The organism is Neorhizobium huautlense (genome assembly GCF_030811685.1).
In the GTDB taxonomy this organism is placed as follows: Bacteria; Pseudomonadota; Alphaproteobacteria; order Rhizobiales; family Rhizobiaceae; genus Neorhizobium; species Neorhizobium huautlense_A.
The window spans coordinates 60,714-77,851 of record NZ_JAUSRF010000012.1 but is presented as its reverse complement, the minus strand read 5'-3'; the positions used below and the strand labels follow the sequence as shown (position 1 = coordinate 77,851).

The 17,138-nt window shown below is 60.2% G+C and carries 23 protein-coding genes and 1 tRNA gene; 5 read left to right on the top strand and 19 right to left on the bottom strand.

Going from position 1 to position 17,138, the window contains the following annotated elements; all coding sequences use genetic code 11:
* Positions 1 to 276: 276 nt before the first annotated feature.
* The 6 genes from J2T09_RS17985 to J2T09_RS17960 form a co-directional block, all read right to left on the bottom strand.
* Positions 277 to 525, bottom strand: coding sequence for a hypothetical protein (locus J2T09_RS17985; protein ID WP_306837170.1), 249 nt, complete (start codon positions 523 to 525; stop codon positions 277 to 279).
* A gap of 77 nt (positions 526 to 602) precedes the next feature.
* Entirely contained in the window at positions 603 to 1,019 is a 417-nt protein-coding gene (locus tag J2T09_RS17980; protein WP_306837169.1) for a DUF983 domain-containing protein, read from the bottom strand.
* 128 nt (positions 1,020 to 1,147) lie between these two features.
* The gene (locus J2T09_RS17975) at positions 1,148 to 1,501 is read right to left on the bottom strand and encodes a DMT family protein (protein ID WP_112733473.1); all 354 of its coding nucleotides are present in this window, start codon (positions 1,499 to 1,501) and stop codon (positions 1,148 to 1,150) included.
* A gap of 152 nt (positions 1,502 to 1,653) precedes the next feature.
* A complete protein-coding gene (locus J2T09_RS17970) occupies positions 1,654 to 1,998 on the bottom strand; it encodes a hypothetical protein (RefSeq protein ID WP_306837167.1) in 345 nt (114 codons plus the stop codon).
* A 136-nt stretch (positions 1,999 to 2,134) separates the two neighbouring features.
* On the bottom strand, positions 2,135 to 2,353 hold the full coding sequence (locus J2T09_RS17965; protein WP_306837166.1) for a hypothetical protein: 219 nt from the start codon (positions 2,351 to 2,353) through the stop codon (positions 2,135 to 2,137).
* 182 nt (positions 2,354 to 2,535) lie between these two features.
* The gene (locus J2T09_RS17960; protein ID WP_306837164.1) at positions 2,536 to 2,895 is read right to left on the bottom strand and encodes a hypothetical protein; all 360 of its coding nucleotides are present in this window, start codon (positions 2,893 to 2,895) and stop codon (positions 2,536 to 2,538) included.
* Between the two features lie 98 nt (positions 2,896 to 2,993).
* On the opposite strand from J2T09_RS17960, the gene J2T09_RS17955 reads away from it, so the two are divergent.
* On the top strand, positions 2,994 to 3,365 hold the full coding sequence (locus J2T09_RS17955; RefSeq protein ID WP_306837162.1) for a hypothetical protein: 372 nt from the start codon (positions 2,994 to 2,996) through the stop codon (positions 3,363 to 3,365).
* Between the two features lie 94 nt (positions 3,366 to 3,459).
* On the opposite strand, the gene J2T09_RS17950 is transcribed toward J2T09_RS17955, so the two are convergent.
* A tRNA-Met gene (locus J2T09_RS17950) sits at positions 3,460 to 3,536 on the bottom strand.
* A 178-nt stretch (positions 3,537 to 3,714) separates the two neighbouring features.
* Complete coding sequence (gene mnmA / locus J2T09_RS17945; protein WP_306837160.1) at positions 3,715 to 4,911, bottom strand: tRNA 2-thiouridine(34) synthase MnmA; 1,197 nt, start codon at positions 4,909 to 4,911, stop codon at positions 3,715 to 3,717.
* A gap of 367 nt (positions 4,912 to 5,278) precedes the next feature.
* On the opposite strand from mnmA, the gene J2T09_RS17940 reads away from it, so the two are divergent.
* Positions 5,279 to 6,319 (top strand): zinc-dependent alcohol dehydrogenase family protein, encoded by a 1,041-nt coding sequence (locus J2T09_RS17940; RefSeq protein ID WP_306837158.1) that lies wholly within the window; start codon positions 5,279 to 5,281, stop codon positions 6,317 to 6,319.
* A gap of 26 nt (positions 6,320 to 6,345) precedes the next feature.
* Here J2T09_RS17940 and J2T09_RS17935 read toward each other — a convergent pair whose 3' ends face one another.
* From J2T09_RS17935 to J2T09_RS17915, 5 genes are all read right to left on the bottom strand, one after another.
* Entirely contained in the window at positions 6,346 to 6,735 is a 390-nt protein-coding gene (locus J2T09_RS17935) for a type II toxin-antitoxin system HicB family antitoxin (protein ID WP_306837156.1), read from the bottom strand.
* Positions 6,736 to 6,769: 34 nt separating this feature from the next.
* Complete coding sequence (locus tag J2T09_RS17930) at positions 6,770 to 6,955, bottom strand: type II toxin-antitoxin system HicA family toxin (RefSeq protein WP_306837155.1); 186 nt, start codon at positions 6,953 to 6,955, stop codon at positions 6,770 to 6,772.
* A 57-nt stretch (positions 6,956 to 7,012) separates the two neighbouring features.
* Positions 7,013 to 8,824 (bottom strand): putative bifunctional diguanylate cyclase/phosphodiesterase, encoded by a 1,812-nt coding sequence (locus tag J2T09_RS17925; protein WP_306837154.1) that lies wholly within the window; start codon positions 8,822 to 8,824, stop codon positions 7,013 to 7,015.
* A 148-nt stretch (positions 8,825 to 8,972) separates the two neighbouring features.
* Entirely contained in the window at positions 8,973 to 9,875 is a 903-nt protein-coding gene (locus J2T09_RS17920; RefSeq protein ID WP_306837153.1) for an energy transducer TonB family protein, read from the bottom strand.
* Positions 9,876 to 9,971: 96 nt separating this feature from the next.
* On the bottom strand, positions 9,972 to 10,229 hold the full coding sequence (locus J2T09_RS17915; protein WP_306837151.1) for a hypothetical protein: 258 nt from the start codon (positions 10,227 to 10,229) through the stop codon (positions 9,972 to 9,974).
* Between the two features lie 71 nt (positions 10,230 to 10,300).
* On the opposite strand from J2T09_RS17915, the gene greA reads away from it, so the two are divergent.
* A complete protein-coding gene (greA, locus tag J2T09_RS17910; protein WP_306837148.1) occupies positions 10,301 to 10,783 on the top strand; it encodes a transcription elongation factor GreA in 483 nt (160 codons plus the stop codon).
* 3 nt (positions 10,784 to 10,786) lie between these two features.
* Here the strand turns inward: greA and J2T09_RS17905 are convergent, their stop codons facing one another.
* On the bottom strand, positions 10,787 to 11,908 hold the full coding sequence (locus J2T09_RS17905) for a mechanosensitive ion channel family protein (protein WP_306837146.1): 1,122 nt from the start codon (positions 11,906 to 11,908) through the stop codon (positions 10,787 to 10,789).
* A gap of 125 nt (positions 11,909 to 12,033) precedes the next feature.
* Between J2T09_RS17905 and J2T09_RS17900 the strand changes: the two genes are divergently transcribed.
* Positions 12,034 to 12,498 (top strand): DUF1810 domain-containing protein, encoded by a 465-nt coding sequence (locus tag J2T09_RS17900; RefSeq protein WP_306837144.1) that lies wholly within the window; start codon positions 12,034 to 12,036, stop codon positions 12,496 to 12,498.
* A 19-nt stretch (positions 12,499 to 12,517) separates the two neighbouring features.
* Here J2T09_RS17900 and J2T09_RS17895 read toward each other — a convergent pair whose 3' ends face one another.
* Positions 12,518 to 13,567 carry a Tim44 domain-containing protein gene (locus tag J2T09_RS17895; RefSeq protein WP_306837142.1) on the bottom strand — a complete coding sequence of 350 codons (1,050 nt, stop codon included), beginning with the start codon at positions 13,565 to 13,567 and terminating at the stop codon, positions 12,518 to 12,520.
* A 201-nt stretch (positions 13,568 to 13,768) separates the two neighbouring features.
* Positions 13,769 to 14,356: a TetR/AcrR family transcriptional regulator gene (locus J2T09_RS17890; protein WP_306837426.1), complete on the bottom strand. Its 588-nt coding sequence runs from the start codon at positions 14,354 to 14,356 to the stop codon at positions 13,769 to 13,771.
* Positions 14,357 to 14,497: 141 nt separating this feature from the next.
* On the opposite strand from J2T09_RS17890, the gene J2T09_RS17885 reads away from it, so the two are divergent.
* Positions 14,498 to 15,259, top strand: coding sequence for an SDR family NAD(P)-dependent oxidoreductase (locus J2T09_RS17885; protein WP_306837140.1), 762 nt, complete (start codon positions 14,498 to 14,500; stop codon positions 15,257 to 15,259).
* A gap of 67 nt (positions 15,260 to 15,326) precedes the next feature.
* On the opposite strand, the gene J2T09_RS17880 is transcribed toward J2T09_RS17885, so the two are convergent.
* Genes J2T09_RS17880 through J2T09_RS17870 form a run of 3 tightly spaced genes read right to left on the bottom strand, consistent with a single transcriptional unit; the run spans position 15,327 to position 16,971 of the window.
* Entirely contained in the window at positions 15,327 to 16,034 is a 708-nt protein-coding gene (locus tag J2T09_RS17880) for a GIN domain-containing protein (protein ID WP_306837138.1), read from the bottom strand.
* Between the two features lie 44 nt (positions 16,035 to 16,078).
* Positions 16,079 to 16,651, bottom strand: a complete 573-nt coding sequence (locus J2T09_RS17875) for a DUF1700 domain-containing protein (RefSeq protein ID WP_306837136.1) — start codon at positions 16,649 to 16,651, stop codon at positions 16,079 to 16,081.
* Entirely contained in the window at positions 16,648 to 16,971 is a 324-nt protein-coding gene (locus J2T09_RS17870; RefSeq protein ID WP_306837135.1) for a PadR family transcriptional regulator, read from the bottom strand. The genes J2T09_RS17875 and J2T09_RS17870 overlap by 4 nt, the downstream gene beginning before the upstream one ends.
* Positions 16,972 to 17,138 lie beyond the last annotated feature (167 nt).

The window sequence follows — 17,138 nt, the reverse complement described above, 5'->3', positions numbered from 1 at the left end:
GCAAGAACGATGACAACGGCTCCAACGAGCCATACGATGCTGTTCATGATGATCTCCTTTCCTCTGTTAGATCAGATGTTTGCCAGCCTCAGGCGAAGCCGACGAGCTTGATGACGGCGATAACGATGACGACGGCTCCAACGAGCCAAACGATGCTGTTCATGATGAACTCTCCTTTTTGATTTGTTGTGAAGCGAACGGTTGAAAGGGTGAAAAGGTTCCGCTTTTGGGACAGTGCCGAAAACCTTTGTTTCGCAGGCTTTCGGCACCCAGAAATCAGGCGCCGGGTGTCGCCATGCCGTCACCTCGGCGCAGCTTGCGGATCTGTTTGACGACCCTGAGCGAACTCGATGCACGTGCCGCCGATCCTTCCGAACTGCTGGCCAGAACCCGCAGCATATCCTCGGCCTCATCGACGGAAATCGTGCCGCGCGAGGCGAGCCCGTCGATCAGCAGCATCAAGGCTCCTTCGACGGCGAGCGCGCGCCGCTGGTGTTCGTTTTCCATCATTCCCGCATTCGACATGTTAAGCTCCCTGGCTGCCAAGACGAATGAATTGGGCGGGCGCTTTGTTCCGTCGAAAGGCAGGAATGAGCCGGTTCTTATGGGGACTTGGCCTGATCGGGCATATCGCGCCGGGTCAGCTCGCCCTCTTTCGCCTTGTAGAAATACTGGCTGGCCACCAGCCAGCCCTTCAGCGGTCTGAGCGGCGGAATGCAGGTGAGCAGCATGAAGGGCAGCGAGGTGAAAAGATGCACCCAATAGGGCGCCTGCAAGGCCACCTCGATCCAGACCGCAAGCGCCACGCTCGGCACACAGCCGAAACAGATGACGAAAAAGGCCGGGCCGTCCGCTGGATCGGCAAACGAATAATCCAGCCCGCAGACCTCGCAGGCTGGCCGCAACGTTAGAAAGCCCTTGAACATATGCCCCTTGCCGCAACGCGGACAACGGCCACGAATACCGGTTTGAAACGGCGGCAGAGGTTCGTAACGCGCTTCGGTACTTGTCTCATCCATGGCTTGATCCTCCCCGCCCGCATAATTGACGCCAATATGAATTGACGATTGCAACTATCGCCGAATGCACGCGAAGGACAAGCGCGGTGGCATGGGGCGCGGCAATCTGCCCCGCCCATGCCTCTGCGTCAGGCGCGAAAAATGAAGGACGCGCCGATGGCGATCATCGCAAAACCGATGACATGGTTGATGGTGAGATTTTCACCCAGCCAGAAAACGGAGAAACCGGCGAAGACGACAAGGGTAATGACCTCCTGAATCGTTTTCAGCTGGGCGGTCGTATAAACTTCGGAGCCCATGCGGTTGGCGGGCACGGCCAGGCAATATTCGAAAAAGGCGATGCCCCAGGAGGCCGCGATGGCGATCCAGATGGCGCTGCCCTTGTGCTTGAGATGGCCGTACCAGGCGAAGGTCATGAACACGTTGGAAGCGAGCAGCATGACGATAGGCCACACGGCAGCGGGGCTGAGCGAGAAAGGCATGTTCGGCTAAATCCTGTGGAGAGGGGGCGGTGGCGGAGAATGGACCGGCGCGTGAGATTGCTCAAGCGGGTGGGATCGTCCTCCCATAGAAAAAGCCCCACCGTTGCGGCGGGGCTTCATGCGTTGCGATTTTCGACGGATCAGATTTCAGATCAGATTTCCGGGCAACCGCGTTCATTGGCAAAGGTGATACGGTCGGGACCACGGCGAGTCATGCCTTCGACCGTAATGCTGCGACGGGTGACGCGGGTCACCTCGGCATCGCGCAGACCGGATGCACGCGCCGCGCGGCGCGCATCGCGCTCGCTGCAGCCGCCACGACGATCATAGCGGTCGCGGTCATAACGATCCCTGTCGCGGTCGCGGATCACCGGCCGAACCCCATCCGGGCCGATCCGCAGTTCCACGTCCTGGGCATGTGCGGGCGTAACGGCACCGGTCAGGGCGCCTGCGCTCATCGCCAGCGCAAGGCCGGCGGTTGTCAGGAACTTCAGCATTTGCTCCTCCTTGGCGCCGCTCTCATCGAAAGCCGGCAGCACACGATTGACTGACGCCAGAGAAACGCTGTCTCACGGAGATTTGTTCCGGTTTGAACCGGTCAGGCCGAAAATCCGGATCGATGAAGGCGAGCGATCAGAGTTTTGCCCGGTGTCCCGCAAACGTCTTCGGCGGAGGGGCCGCCTCGTGGACCTGTGCCAGATGTTCCAGCCACGTTGCCAAGCCCTCGGGAACCTCCTCGTTCCCGGCCTCCAAAGCCTCGATCCAGGACAGATCGCATTGCAATGCGGAAGCGATATTGATGGGCGTCCAGCGAATGACACGCAGGCATTCGTTGAAGCGTTTGGAATTCATGCCAGTCTCGAGCTCCCGTTATCGTCATGCCGGAAAATGGTTTCCGGCCGACATTTTATAACAGGAACACTGCCAGAGCATGAACGATGATGCAATCGGCTCCGGCGAATTCGCGGGAAGCCGAATTTTTCTTTGAAGATCACAACTGGGTTGGTCAATTGGGGTAGGCAAGCGCCCGATAATTATCCGCGTCCGGCCTTTTCAGACAATTTGCGGGCCCATGGCGGCAGACGCCGCGCGAACAGCCGTAAACGCGCATAAAGCTGTCGCACACGGGCATCGCGCGCGATCCATGTCCATACGGTTTCGCGCTCCGGCAGGTTTGCGGCCCGGCGGCCGGCCCGTGTCAGCTCAAGCCCTTCCAAGGCACCAAGACCGCTGTCGGTTCGATGCCATACCAGTCCCGTTCTTGCCAGTTCCGAAATTTCAGCGGCGTAATAGCGGAAAAGTGGATCCTGTTCCCCGGACCAGTATTCGCCATCATGCTGCGCCAGAAGCCGCATAACGGGATTGCGAACCTTGTAGGTTAGATCGACAGGCACTGTTTAAATCCCTTGAAAGACGCCCGACACTCGCTTTGACTGTGCCACGCATCGTATTTTAGCAACCTTGCGTAAAACTCTTCTCGATGGAGAAACGCATGCGTCTGGCATTACGTTCCCTCGTGCTGATCGTCGTCATGTCCGGGATCGCTCTTGTGTGGTGGAGCAGTCGTCCGCAAATGCGGCCTATTCTGGTCCTTGCCGAAGGCCAGTCCAACATGGTGCAATTCCTGCCCTACACATGGACGATAGACTACAACAGGCAACTTGCGGATGCGGTCAATCGCGACGGAAACGCATTTTTTGCACCGATCGATGACCTGCCGGAAAACCTTTTCGATCCCGTCAATGGCAAGATCCATCTGCTGGCTACCGGATATGAACAAGCCGGCAAGCTGGCATTCAGAACTTGGCAGAAGCAGCGGTCTGAACAGGGTTTTCTTTGGTGGTTGGCGTCATTCGCCCGGTAATGGTCATCAACCAGCAAACCGAACGCCGACTGGACAGTCGCTGACAGAGCGGACTTGCCTCACATACAAGCATGCTGCTTTTTAAAGGAAAAAATGGTAGCGGGGGGCGGAATTGAACCGCCGACCTCAGGGTTATGAATCCTGCGCTCTCACCAACTGAGCTACCCAGCCACACACGACAAGAAGACCGTTTGGATCGTCCCGCCGTTTCGATGAGCGGCTTATAAGACCCGTGTCACCAAAGTGTCAAGCAGGGTTTCGGCAAAAAACTGGGAAGATCAAAAACCTTGTGATTTCCACCCTGCCCTGCCTGCCGCAAAGCCCCTTACGTCTATGCCCTGCCTTGCGATCAAGCCGCAACCGGCTGTGCCAGCAGCACCTTCAAGGCCAGCTCGGCTTCGGCTGCCCGTTCAGAGCGTTCGATGAAGCCGCCGCCGTAAACGCGCGAATCGGCACCTTCGCCGGAATAGAGAACGCAAGCCTGTCCGGGCGCCACGCCCGCTTCGCCAACGGCGAGATCGACATAGATGCCGTTTTCATCGGCATGCAGCACCGCCGGTGCCGGCGGGCGGGTGGAGCGCACCTTAGCGAAACAGGCAAAACCGTCTGCCGCATCGGCTGCAAGCAAACCGTCGCCGATCCAGTTGACATCGCGCAGATAGACGCGGTGTGTATCCAGCGCCTCCTTCGGGCCGACGATGACGCGACGCGAACGGGCATCGAGATAAACGACATAAAGCGGTTCGCCGGTGGCGACACCGATGCCGCGGCGCTGGCCGATCGTGTAATGCAGGATGCCGTCATGGCGGCCGAGCACGCGGCCATCGATATGAACGATATCGCCACCGAGCGCAGCGTTCGGCTTCACCTTGTTGATGATGTCGGTGTATTTGCCGGCCGGCACAAAACAGATGTCCTGGCTATCGGCCTTCTTGGCAACGACGAGGCCCATCTCTTCCGCAAGCTCACGCACCTGCGCCTTGCTCATGCCGCCCAGCGGAAAACGCAGGTAATCGATCTGTTCCTGCGTGGTGGCAAACAGGAACCAGCTCTGGTCGCGATCACTGTCGATCGGGCGGTAAAGCGCACGGCGGTTCGGGTTATCGGCCGAAGGATTAAGCGACGAGCGGATGTAATGGCCGGTCGCCAGCGCATCGGCACCGAGTTCCTTTGCCGTCGCCAGAAGATCGGCGAACTTGACCGTCTGGTTGCATGCAACACAGGGGATCGGCGTTTCGCCCATGGCATAGGCTTCGGCGAATGGATTGATGACCGTCTCGCGAAAACGCTTTTCGTAATCGAGCACGTAATGCGGAATGCCGAGCGTTTCCGAGACGCGGCGGGCATCGTCGATATCCTGGCCGGCGCAGCAGGAGCCGGCGCGGTGCACGGCAGCACCATGGTCGTAAAGCTGCAGCGTGATGCCAAGCACGTCATAACCTTGGCGCTTCAGAAGACCCGCCACGACGGAGGAATCCACGCCACCCGACATGGCGACGACAACGCGCGTGTCTTCCGGCCTCTTGTCAAAATCCAGCGTGTTCACGAAACTCTCTCGATATGTTTGCGCTCACTTGGGAGCGACGGATGTCTGCCGGGACGCGGGTTCGAATGCGACATCGCCGGGGACGCCGACGGGGACCGGGTCAGTGTTTATCTGTGCCGGATATAGAAAGGAATGCGTGTCTGCGCAAGACGACGCTGCGCGCAGGTGTCTGGCGGCGTTTGCATGGCTGGCTTCTTCCTCCCCGATATTCATGCCGAGCCCCTCTTCTCCTCCGGCCGACAGGCGGGCGCCGACGGTTCTGCCGGCCTATGCTGCCTGTTGACTAACGATGCGGCTTCCGCAATGTCTGCGCCGCAAAACACCGCCCGCAATGGCAGGCGGGGACGTTCAACAGCGGAGAATTTTCATGAAGGCGATGCTCTTTGAGTTGTTTGAGAAAGCTCCGCAAATTGTCACCGTTGCCGATCCAACCCCGACGGAAGACGGCGTCGTCATCAAGGTTGGCGCCACCGGCCTGTGCCGAAGCGATTGGCATGGCTGGATGGGGCATGATCCCGATATCACACTGCCGCACGTGCCCGGCCACGAGTTCGCCGGCGAAGTGGTCGCCACCGGCAAACGCATATCGCGCTTCAAGGTCGGCGACCGGGTAACCGTTCCCTTCGTTTCCGGTTGCGGACACTGCTCTGAATGCCATTCCGGCAACCAGCAGGTCTGCCCAAATCAGTTCCAGCCCGGCTTCACCCATTGGGGATCATTTGCCGAATATGTCGCGATCGATTTCGCGGAAACCAACCTCGTCAAGCTGCCCGACAGCGTCGATGACGCGACCGCGGCAAGCCTCGGCTGCCGTTTTGCCACCTCCTTCCGCGCTGTCGTCGATCAGGCACGGACGGCACCGGGCGACTGGGTGGCCGTACATGGCTGCGGCGGCGTCGGCCTGTCGGCCATCATGATTGCAACGGCGCTGGGCGCCAATGTCGTGGCGATCGATATTTTCGACGACAAGCTGGCCTTCGCCAAGGAATGCGGCGCGGTCGCCACGGTGAATTCGCTTGAGGTCGCCGACACCGTGGAAGCGATCCGCGAGATCACCGGCGGCGGCGCCCATGTCTCGATTGATGCGCTCGGCAACCCCACGACCTGCTTCAATTCCATCAAGAACCTGAGGCGTCGTGGCCGCCACGTGCAGGTGGGTCTGATGCTGGGCGAGCATTCCACACCCAGCATCCCGATGGCGCAGGTGATCGGCCATGAACTGGAAATCTACGGCAGCCACGGCATGCAGGCCTGGCGCTACGACGCCATGATGGCGATGATTTCCGCGGGAAAAATCCAGCCGCAGAAGCTGATCGGCAAGCGCGTCACGCTGGCGGAAGCGGTTCCGGCCCTGATGGCCATGGACGGCTCACGCGATATCGGCATCAACGTGATCGACCGGTTTTAGGGCGGGATTGCTGAAGGTCGAAGCCTTCAGCCGCCCATCTGGGCCACACGCCGCGTCATCCAGGTGACATAACTGGTACGGGTCATCTTGCGGCGTGCCGCTTCGCTGTCGATGAACTGCAAAACCTCTGCATCGAGCATCATGTTGGCACGAACCGGCTTGCCCGACAGACGGATCAGCGGCACGCTCGTCAATGTGCTGCCCGCAGGCACGTCGATATTTTCCGGCGCACTGGGCGGCGTCAGCGCCGTCTTGTCACGTTCGGTGTCGAGCGCGTAATCACGCAACGCTTCCTCGGCATTGACCAGCGCCTCGTCTATCGTTCGGCCCATGGCAACGACACCGTGGAGATCCGGAAAAATCACGCCATAAGCGCCTTTTTCGCCATCGATAAGAGCAGGGTATCTGAGGGTCACTGCTTTATTCCTGTCATATGGTGAGGTTTCAAACTCAAGCGCTCCATCCAGCCTTGCGGGCAATAGACCCGGCAACACCGGGGCTAAGCTGGCGATGTCTCGGCACCTGAATGAAGCCGCGTTGCGGATGACGATAGATATCGTGACCGGCACCATGCCGATCCAGCACCCATCCCTCCGATTTCAACCGCTTGATGATCTTGGCTGTATTCGTCTCCATCGCAGCCCTCGCAAGAGTGCAATTATTTGCACAATTCGAGACAAAAGAGAAGTCACATCATGCCCGCCGATGTGTGCCCATCTCCACCCGCATCTGCGCCGAGTGCCGCAGAAGAACGGCGGCGGCATCGCGGTCCACGGCCTTGGAGAACAGATACCCCTGCCCCAGCGCGCAACCGAGATCGAGCAATTGCGCGGCTTGCGCATTTTCCTCGATGCCTTCGGCCACCACGCGAATGCCGAGTTTTCGGGCGATATCGATGACACCTTCGACGATGAAGGCGGCCGGATCACGCGGGCGCAGGCGATCGGTGAAGGACTTGTCGATCTTGATGATATCCACCGGCACCGTCAGAAGATGCGTCAGCGAGGCAAAACCGGTGCCGAAATCATCAAGCGCGACGCGCAACCCGCTTGATCGCAGCTGGCGGATCTCGTCGCCGATATCGAACCCGCCCTGTCCGAAATAGACGGATTCCGTGACCTCAACGATCACGTGTTTCAAGGGCACGCCGGCATCGGCAAACACCGTACAGATACGCTCGTTGAGATTGCCGCCGGCAAGGTCGGCTGCGGAGAGATTGACGCCGACATGCTGCAGGGCGAGCCCCTCATCCAGCCAGACACGCATGTCGCGCGCCACCTGTTCGAGCATGCATTGCGTCAGTTGCGCCGCCACCTGCGCATCCTTGGTGGCCTCGTGAAAATGCGCGGCCGAAACGATATCGCCAGCCGGCGTGCGCATGCGCGCCAGCGCCTCGAAACCGACGACCTGGCGCGTATCGAGCCGCACGATCGGCTGGTAATAGGCGTGAATGCGCGCCTGCGCCAGCGCCAGGCCGACATCGCGGATGGCGCGAAAACGGCGGGTGATGGCGGTGCCGAGCCCGTCGGCGAACTGCACATACTGGCCGCGGCTGCGCTCCTTGGCGTGGTAAAGCGCCAGATCGGCATTCTGCAGAACGGTGTCGGGCGCCTCGCCCGCATTGGCCAGCGCACCGCCGATCGTCGCCTTCGGAAACACGACATGACCGGCGCAACTGCAGGCCTCAGACAGCGATGACAGGATGCCCGTTGCCATTCGCTCCAGATCATTGGACGCATTGTCGCGATAGACGATGATGGCGAATTCGTCGCCGCCGAGCCGGAACGTGCTGTCCGGCCCTCCAAGTGCGGAGGCGCGGGTCGCGACCGTCTGGATCAGGCCATCGCCGGCGGCATGGCCAAACGTGTCGTTCGCCAGTTTCAGGTTGTCGATATCAACCAGCAGAATGCCCCATGGGCTGATGGCATTGTCGAGCCCCGCCAGCACCTTGTTAAACCGGGCGCGGTTCGGCAGGCCGGTCAGCGCGTCCGTATAGGTCAGCTTTTCGCGCTCCATCACCCGTTCGTTGCGCTCGATGGCAATCGCACAGAGATGCACACAGGCTTCGACGATCTGTTTTTCCGTTTCGTTCGGGCCACGGTTCTCGCGGAAATAAAAGGCGAAGGTGGCGGCAACGCGCTCGCCGACCATGATCGGTGATGACCAGCAGGCAACAAGACCAAGCGGCCGCGCCAGAAACTTGAATTCGGTCCAGCGCGGATCGGTGGCGATATCGTCGACGACGACAGGCTGGCCGAGAAAGGCGGCGGTGCCGCAGGACCCGACCGCAGGGCCGATCGGATGATTATCGACAGCCGCAGAAAAATGCGGCGGCAGCGACGGACCGGCCAACGGATGCAGCAATCCTTCGCGGACGGACAGAACCGAACAGACGATATCGGGCGCGATCACCTCCACCTCTCGGCAGAGAAGATCGATGGTCTGTTCGAGCGGTTCGCCCCGCGCGATCATTTCGAGAATGGCATTCTGCAGTTCAAGGATCATGGTGAGGCCCGTCGAGGAAGCGATACCGGTTTAAACCACCGGAATTGCTAGGGCCTTTTATATATCGCTAAATTCTAATCTAAGGTTTAAAAACAACCGGCAAGCGGATGCCGACAGATCGCATTGCCGCGACGGCACGACCTCTCCCCTACCGCACCACCTGTACCGTCTGCGCCAGAAGCTTGAATACCGGGCGCGCAGCGACCGTCGCTTCGCGCGTCGTGGTGCAGGATATGCTGACGCGGCCGGTCGGCGTATCGGCAAAGACCACATATTCGCGCGCCGTATCGACATCCGGGCCGGATGTCGGTGCAAGGATCATCTCCACGGCCTTTGCGCTGTGCAGGCTGATCGTCTGCGTATCCTCCACGCGTTTACCGCCCTCCTCGATCGAAGCGCGCAGCGGCTTGGCCAGTTCGTCGAACATGGCATCACCATTCAGCTTTTCCTGAGACCAGCCGTAGCGCGGATGATCCTTTTCCCAGACACGGAAACCGACCTGGCAAACGGCCTCATCCGGCGTGCCGGGAATACGACCCGGCGCCATGCTGACGAGATTGTATTTCACTGTCTCTTCACCCGGCGGATCGGCCTTGCCGGTGGTTTGCAGCTCGGCCGGCGTGGTGAAGGTCAGGCCCGTCGCCGCATCCTTGGTGGTCGGGTTGGGCAGTTCCATTTCCATGACGATCGGCACGACGATCTTTTCCGTCTCGCCCGTCATGTCGGGGGAAAAGGGCGCAACCGGCGACATGCGCAGCACAGCCTCGCGGGCGTTCTGATCCACCTGCGGCACGCCGGAACTTTCGCGGATTTCCACGTCGGTGACCGTGCCGTCCTTTTGCACCACGAAAGCAACCCTCGCGGTCTTGGGACCGCTCACACCGGCGATCGGGCGCGGCATCCTGATGGAGCGGTAGATCTTGCGCGAGAGTGCGGTGGTCCATTCCTGCTTGCTGGAAGGCTGCGGCTCCGGCCGCGCGCCCTTGGTCTGCGCCATCACGCTGGTAGCAGCGCAAAAGAGCGCCACAAGCAAAAATCCCGTCCGTTTCATATCAACCCCATCCATGCAGCATGCCGGGCGAAAACTACCCATTTTGCCTCATATTTCAAGCTGATAAACAAGGGAACAAAGAACTGTGAAGACGGATCAGCCGCGCCGGTTCATGTCGCGCACCACCCAGCGGAAAAAGAAATAAATGGCGGCAGAAGCAATGAACAAGGGAAAGAGATTGTGGATCGTATCCATGCTGAAAACATCCGGCGGCGCCCACGATTCGGGCCTGTAGAGATAATGCAGGAAAACCATTAATCGCAAATTAAGTAAATACTGAACTGTTCGCAGGCGCAGCAAAACACGATGAGACCCAAAAATGGTTTTGTCGTCGATCGCATCAATGCCCGGCAAGGTACGGTGACACCTCTGTTATCCTCATGGAAAAACGGGCATAATCGCGGTTTGACCGATGGAGTTCTGACGTGAGTGTCGCCTTTACCAAGGAAGAAAGCGCCGAAACGGCAGCGGAAACGCTTCTGCCCGATCGGCCGATCTCGCCGCACCCCAATCTCGTGACTGAAGCGGGGCTGAAGGCGCTGGAACGGCAGATGGAAGAGGCGCGCGCCGCCTATGCGGCCGTGGAAAACATCGAGGACGTCAACGAAAAACGCCGCCAGACGGCCGGCCCCTTGCGCGATATCCGTTATCTGGCCGAACGCCTGCGCACGGCGCAGGTGATGCCGGCGCCCGTTTCCACCGATACCGTCGCCTTCGGAAACCTCGTCACCTTCGAGCGCGACGACGGCCGGGTGCAGACCTATCGCATCGTCGGCGAGGACGAGGCCGACCCGAAGGCGGGCACGATTTCCTATGTTTCTCCGGTAGCGCGACTGTTGTCCGGCAAGGCAGTGGGCGATGTGGCGAGCCTTGGCGGACAGGAGCTGGAGATTACCGCCATCAACTGAGGCTCAACTCTGCAACACATGCTGCCTTGCGCCGTCCATGACAGCTGCGCCATTGGCATTCGCCGCACCTTCCGCCCGCACGCGCGGCAAAGCTGCCGGATAGTCGCGCTGGATGAAATCGATGATCTTTTCCCGCATCTCGCAGCGCATGTCGAACGTCTTTGGCGCACTGGCGGCCGAGATGAGGATGCGGATCTGCATCACGCTTTCGGTGAAATCCGTCACCTGCACGTTGACGACCTTGCGGTCCCAGATTTTCGACTCGTTGGCGATCTCCTCCACCCTTTTGCGGATGGCCGACACCGGCACCGAATAATCGAGATAGATCATCACCGTGCCGATCAGCGCCGAGCTTTCGCGCGTCCAGTTCTGAAACGGGTTCTCGATGAAATAGGATAGTGGCAGGATCATCCGCCGCCAGTCCCACAGTTTCACCACCACGTAAGTCGAGGTGATCTCTTCGACATTGCCCCACTCCCCCTCGACGGTCAGCGCATCATCGATGCGGATCGGCTGGGTGATGGCAAGCTGGATGCCGGCAAAGATGTTCTTCAGCATCGGCTGCAGCGCCAGACCGAGCACGATACCCGCGACACCGGCCGAGGCCAGAACGCTGACGCCATATTGCTGCACGGCCGGAAAGGTCATCAACATGGCGGCAATGGTCAGCGCCACGATCATGAAACCGCCCACCCTCTCACCGATGCGCGACTGGGTGACATGGGTGCGGGCCAGCAGATTGTCTTCCGCATCCAGCTTGAAACGGCGCAGATAGACCGTCACCCAGATATGCAGTGCCGCCTTGGCCGACCAGCCGACAACGAGAATGAAACCGAGCAGCAGGACATGGCGGATAAAATTGGCGGGTCCCGGCACCAGCGGCGCGATGGAGGCGGCAAAGGACAGGGTGAAAGTGAGGATGGCGAGTTTCAGCGGCCGCTTGCCGCGCGATACCAGCGAACGCCAGAACAGGTCCTTGTTTTCCACCAGCCTTGTGAAGATGCGGAAGGCGAGACGGTGGATCGCCAACCCGACGAACAGGGCGGCAACGAGGAGACCGATGCTGACCACCCAGTTCGGCAGCCAGTCGGTATAGGCGCGGAAATCAGCGATAAATTGATCCATTCCTCCCAGCTAGGGTGCATTGCAGCATAAAAAACCCCTTGGGCGATAATTTCACGCTTTTGTCAAAACCCGGTCGAACCCTTTGGCGCGTCGCTCGTTGGGAAGGAAAGATCAAGGAGAAAGGCATGGTACAGACACGGGCAAATCAGCCACCTGTTGCGCAGCAGTGGCACGACGATTTTTACCTCGGCCGTTTTCTTGCCGCCCAGCAGGCGGTCTATCCGGGCGTGCTGGAGGAATTGCGCGACGGCTTCAAGCAGAGCCACTGGATGTGGTTCATCTTTCCACAGGCCAAGGGTCTTGGAAAATCGCCGATGGCGCAGCGTTATGCGATCGCATCACGCGCCGAGGCGGAAGCCTATCTCGCCGATCCCATTCTGGGGCCACGTCTGGAGGAATGCACGCAGGCGATGCTCGCCCATCCGGGCCGTTCCGCCCATGACATTCTCGGCTCGCCCGACGACATGAAATTCTGCTCATCCATGACGCTGTTTGCCGAGGTCGCAAAAAAGGGCTCGCCTTTCGAGCAAGCCCTTGAAGAATTCTGCGATGGCAAGCGCGACGAACGCACGCTTGCCTTTCTGCATTGAGGTGCAGAAATCCGGGGCGTTATTCGACGCCCTGGATCGCCGCGAGCTGCCACTCGCCGGCGGTCTTGCGGACAAACGTCCACAGCTCGACGGTTTCGCTCGGCGTATGTTCGTCACCCTGAACGACGGCACCGGTATTGCGATCCCGCATGACGTCGATGCTGGAATAACGCATGGCGACGGTCGCATATTCCTGGCCGTTTTCACGCCACGCTTCCGAAAGGTCACCCTGCAGAAGCTGGATATCCTTGACGTCGTTCTTGACGCCGGCCGTAGCGTTTTCGCCCATTTCCTCAGCCAGATAGGACATGGCTTCCGGCGTCGTCAGGCCACGCAGCTTGGCGTAATCTTCCGCGCCATACGCACCCTGAACGTCCTGCAGCAGCTTTTCGAACTGGTTGAGGTCGCGGTCGGTGATGCCGATTTCGTCGGTCTGCGGACCAGCCTGACGCGGGGCAGCATTGGCTGCGGCATAACCGGAACCGCCAGCACCACCGCCCATGGTCGGGATGCGGAAGCCCGGCTGGCCGCCGTTGCCATTACCACCATTGCCGCCACGCGGGGCGTCATGGGCGTTGCGCTGCGAACCATAACCACCGGCCGGGCCGGCAGGCTGCTGGCGACGCGCGAAGAAGCGGAAAGCCAGCATGGCAAGACCGGCGATCAGCGCGATCTGCAGAAGCATGCCCATGAAACCGGCCATGCCGCCAAAACCGTTGCCCATCATGATGCCGAAAAGGCCGCCGAGCGCGAGACCGCCGAGAAGACCACCGGCCATGCCGCCGAACATGCCGGGACGGCGCTGCTGCTGGGCAGCCTGCGCGCCCGCGCCAGCGGCAGGCGAAGCGGCGTTCTGCTGGGTATTGGGGGTCATCGAACGATTGATGCCGGTGGCAGCACCGGGAGCGGTATTGGTGGTGGCGGGTGCGGAATAGGTGCGCGAGCCACGGCTGCCAAAACTGCCGCCGCCGCGACGGGCTTCAGCGAAATCCACGGCCACCAGCGAGACCGCGAGGCCGAGCGCGGCCACTGCGAATGCATGCTTGAACCGCTGAATTTTCGATAACATCAAACTCTCCTTCTGACCGCGCAATTGCGATCTGTCCCGCATCATATGGCGATGGATGCTCCGTAATTTTAGAGGCACCACCGGATTTTCCCGCAACAGTAGATAGTCAAGAGATCCGGAACCGCCAACTGAACTTCACTCACATGGATGTGATAAGGCAGCCGAAGCATTTGATCGAATGAGAGAATTTTCGGAACACGCCTACCGCCCATCCGGAAACGTTGAAAGCGCCTGTTCCGCCACGGCCCGTAATGTTTCGGGGCTGAAACCCGCCTTGGCCTGCACCGCCATGCCATGAAGTATGGCCAGCACGAATTTCGCCAGCGTGTCGGGATCTGCGGTCGGCAGCAGGTCGCCCTCCGCCTTTGCCCGCTCGAAACGCTGAAGCAACACCGCCTCGCCTTCCGCCCGCGCTTCGATCAAAGCCAGCCGCACCGGTTCCGCCTCGTCCGATCCGGCCAGAACACCGTTGATGCCGAGGCAGCCGGTATGATCGGGATATCGGGTATTGAGGTCGATGGCATTGAACAGGATATGCGCGGCCACCTCACGCGCCGTCGGCAGTTCCAGCGCGACCGGAATGTAGTCGAGATGGCGCTCGTAATAGCGCGTCAGCACCTTTTTGAAGAGCGCTTCCTTGTTGCCGAAGGCGGAGTAGAGCGCCGGCCGCTCCACACCGGCTGCCTGCGTGAGGTCGGCATAGGATGCGCCCTCATAGCCCTTGCGCCAGAACACACACATGGCGGCATCCAGCGCCTTCTCCACATCGAATTCGCGATGGCGTCCCATCAGTTTCTGCTTATCCATTTCATAACGCCCGTTATTAAAACGCTTGACCGCCGCTGTCAAATTTCATACCGATCATTACGTAACGATCGTTACGAAATTTAATCACGGGCAATGCCCCGCTCGAAACAAGAGAGAACGGACATGTCGAATTCATTGAAGGGCAAGGTGGCGCTGGTGACCGGCGGATCGCGCGGTCTAGGCGCAGTGATTGCACAAACGCTGGCCGACCTCGGCGCCGATGTGGCCATCACCTATGTCGCTTCGGCGGAAAAGGCCGAGGCTGTGGTGGAGAAACTGAAGGCGAAGGGCGTGCGGGCGCTGGCGATCCGGAGCGACCAGGCGGACATGGCGGCAGCAAAGCCGCTGATCGAAAAGGTGATCGCGCATTTCGGCAAGCTCGACATTCTCGTCAACAATGCCGCCGTGGTGGCAAAGGGCCAGACGGTCGATGACCCAAACCTCGACACGGAAGCCCTCGACCGGCAGTGGCAAATCAATGTGCTGGGCACCATCGCCACCACCCGCGCAGCGTCCCAGGTTCTGTCCGATGGCGGCCGCATCATCTTCATCGGTTCGCTGAACGGTACGTATGCCCTCATTCCCGGCGTGGCGGATTATGCCGGCACCAAGGCCGCCATCAACGGTTATGCACGTGGTGTCGCCCGCGATCTCGGCCGCCGCAACATCACCGTCAACGTGGTGCAGCCGGGCGCGATGCCGACCGACATGATGGTCGAGGCATTGGGCAGCACGACGGCACCGGACGCGTTTCTCGACATGCACGCCATCCGCCGCATCGCCACGCTGGAGGAAGTTTCCGCCTTGGTCGGCTTTCTGGCCGGGCCGAATGCCGGCTACATGTCGGGCGGCGTGATCGATATGGCGGGCGGCCTCGCCAGCTGACGGTTGATCGCCACATGTGACAATGGTCCCGGCGCCAACCTGCCGGGACCATAACTCGGCACCGGCATCAGCGCTTTTGCGAAATGCTCCCGCTGCCTTTCACGTCCTGCCGCCGCAACACGCCCGGTCCAAAAACATCGACATCGCCGCTACCGGCAACAAGGACATCGGCATCCACTTCCGCCATCACGCTGGCATCGCCGCTACCGCGAACCTCCACCTGAACGGATTTCGCCACCAGTTTTTCGAACATCACGTCGCCCGAACCGGAAATGGCCACATCGACCACTTCCGCCCTTCCCGTCGCCCTCGCACTACCACTGCCCTTGATCACCATGTCCAGCCGGGGCTGATCGACCTGCGCAAGAACGAGATCACCACTGCCGCGCACTTCCCAGCGGGTGATCGGCGGACCCGATAGCTGCACCTCGACGCGCGAAGAAAACCAGCCGGGATCGCAATCGAGGCTCAGTTCACCGCCATCGATACGGACGTGATCCAGCACAGCGGCACTGCCGCTGATGACGGCCTGCGGCTCGCCGCCGGGCTGAAAATGCACCGAGGCCGGCATGCGGATCACAAACCTGTCGGTGGATGTCAGCGGCAGCGTGATACGCTCACGATCGGACGTGGTGGGTCCGCAGGTGGATTTGTCCGAGATCCAAAGCCGCGCGCTATCGTGCCAGTTCGGCCCTGCAAGGGCAAAACCCAACGACAGAAAGACGGCAGCACCAAGAGACCCCGCCATTGCTACGAATGCCAGTTTGCGTGTCATGTCCCAATCTCCCGAGACCGTTTTGAATTCTACGATTGCGTCGTTCAGATTTCCCGGCGGTCCTGCCGCAGGACGCGAAAATGCAGCCGGGCATAATGACCAAAAATGCGAACGCCCGCTCCCATGCCCATCAAAAGCAGCGCACCGCCGCCGATGAGGCACGAGATAAGCCCGGCCCCGATAAACAGGCTCGCCAGCACATCCGTCGCCGCCATGCCAGGCGGCAGAAGCAGTGCCGTGACGATGACCTTCAACCCGGCAGCACCCAGCGCCAGAAGCACGATGGCAAAGGCGAAGGCGGTGATGACCACGACAAGCAGAAGCGGCAGCAGGAAAAACAGATCGACGATGGCAAGCCCTGAAAGCGCCATCAGCGCGGCAAACAGGTTGGTCAGGCTCCAATGCTGCTCGAAGCGCCGCAAGCCTCTTTCCGCCCGGATTTCCCGCGCAATCCGGTCAGGATCGCCGAGCGCCGCTGCCACCTCCGTCTCGCTGCGGCCATCCATGCCGGATTCGGAAAAATGCGACGCATAATCGGCGACGATCTCCTCGATCTCATCCTTTGACAGCCCATCAAGTCCACGCCGCAAACGGCGCAAAAAGTCACCCCTGCTCATGTCATATCCTCAAGAAGCGTGTCGACGGCACCGGAAAAGGCGCGCCAGTCACGGCGATGCGTTTCGAAAACCGCCTGCCCGAGCGCAGTCAGCCTGTAATATTTGCGCGGCGGCCCGCTGCTGGATTCTTCAAGCCGGGTCGCCACCAGTCCATCGGACTGCATGCGCCGCATCAGGGGGTAGATCGTGCCCTCACCCATGCCGACGGCATTCACGAGGGTGCTGGCAATCTCGTAGCCGTAACTTTCGCCTCGCGACAGAACGGCCAGAACACAGAGATCGAGAACCCCTTTTCGCAGCTGGACATGAAGTGAATCCACGGTCGAAACCTCTCGCTTAAATTGTGTATATAGCACGGTATCATGTTATGCAAGGTAGCTGCGCGAAGTTTTATTCGAAGCACCTTTGGCGGGAATTTAGCCGATTCCGGGAGCAGTCAAAACCAGTCCAGGAACGCAAAAAGGCCCGGTGCAACCACACCGGGCCT

Coding starts and splice junctions, on each gene's coding strand:
- J2T09_RS17985 (WP_306837170.1), bottom strand. CDS start 525: ATGTCGAATGCGGGAATGATGGAAAACGAACACCAGCGGCGCGCGCTC.
- J2T09_RS17980 (WP_306837169.1), bottom strand. CDS start 1,019: ATGGATGAGACAAGTACCGAAGCGCGTTACGAACCTCTGCCGCCGTTT.
- J2T09_RS17975 (WP_112733473.1), bottom strand. CDS start 1,501: ATGCCTTTCTCGCTCAGCCCCGCTGCCGTGTGGCCTATCGTCATGCTG.
- J2T09_RS17970 (WP_306837167.1), bottom strand. CDS start 1,998: ATGCTGAAGTTCCTGACAACCGCCGGCCTTGCGCTGGCGATGAGCGCA.
- J2T09_RS17965 (WP_306837166.1), bottom strand. CDS start 2,353: ATGAATTCCAAACGCTTCAACGAATGCCTGCGTGTCATTCGCTGGACG.
- J2T09_RS17955 (WP_306837162.1), top strand. CDS start 2,994: ATGCGTCTGGCATTACGTTCCCTCGTGCTGATCGTCGTCATGTCCGGG.
- J2T09_RS17940 (WP_306837158.1), top strand. CDS start 5,279: ATGAAGGCGATGCTCTTTGAGTTGTTTGAGAAAGCTCCGCAAATTGTC.
- J2T09_RS17930 (WP_306837155.1), bottom strand. CDS start 6,955: ATGGAGACGAATACAGCCAAGATCATCAAGCGGTTGAAATCGGAGGGA.
- J2T09_RS17925 (WP_306837154.1), bottom strand. CDS start 8,824: ATGATCCTTGAACTGCAGAATGCCATTCTCGAAATGATCGCGCGGGGC.
- J2T09_RS17920 (WP_306837153.1), bottom strand. CDS start 9,875: ATGAAACGGACGGGATTTTTGCTTGTGGCGCTCTTTTGCGCTGCTACC.
- J2T09_RS17905 (WP_306837146.1), bottom strand. CDS start 11,908: ATGGATCAATTTATCGCTGATTTCCGCGCCTATACCGACTGGCTGCCG.
- J2T09_RS17900 (WP_306837144.1), top strand. CDS start 12,034: ATGGTACAGACACGGGCAAATCAGCCACCTGTTGCGCAGCAGTGGCAC.
- J2T09_RS17895 (WP_306837142.1), bottom strand. CDS start 13,567: ATGTTATCGAAAATTCAGCGGTTCAAGCATGCATTCGCAGTGGCCGCG.
- J2T09_RS17890 (WP_306837426.1), bottom strand. CDS start 14,356: ATGGGACGCCATCGCGAATTCGATGTGGAGAAGGCGCTGGATGCCGCC.
- J2T09_RS17885 (WP_306837140.1), top strand. CDS start 14,498: ATGTCGAATTCATTGAAGGGCAAGGTGGCGCTGGTGACCGGCGGATCG.
- J2T09_RS17880 (WP_306837138.1), bottom strand. CDS start 16,034: ATGACACGCAAACTGGCATTCGTAGCAATGGCGGGGTCTCTTGGTGCT.
- J2T09_RS17875 (WP_306837136.1), bottom strand. CDS start 16,651: ATGAGCAGGGGTGACTTTTTGCGCCGTTTGCGGCGTGGACTTGATGGG.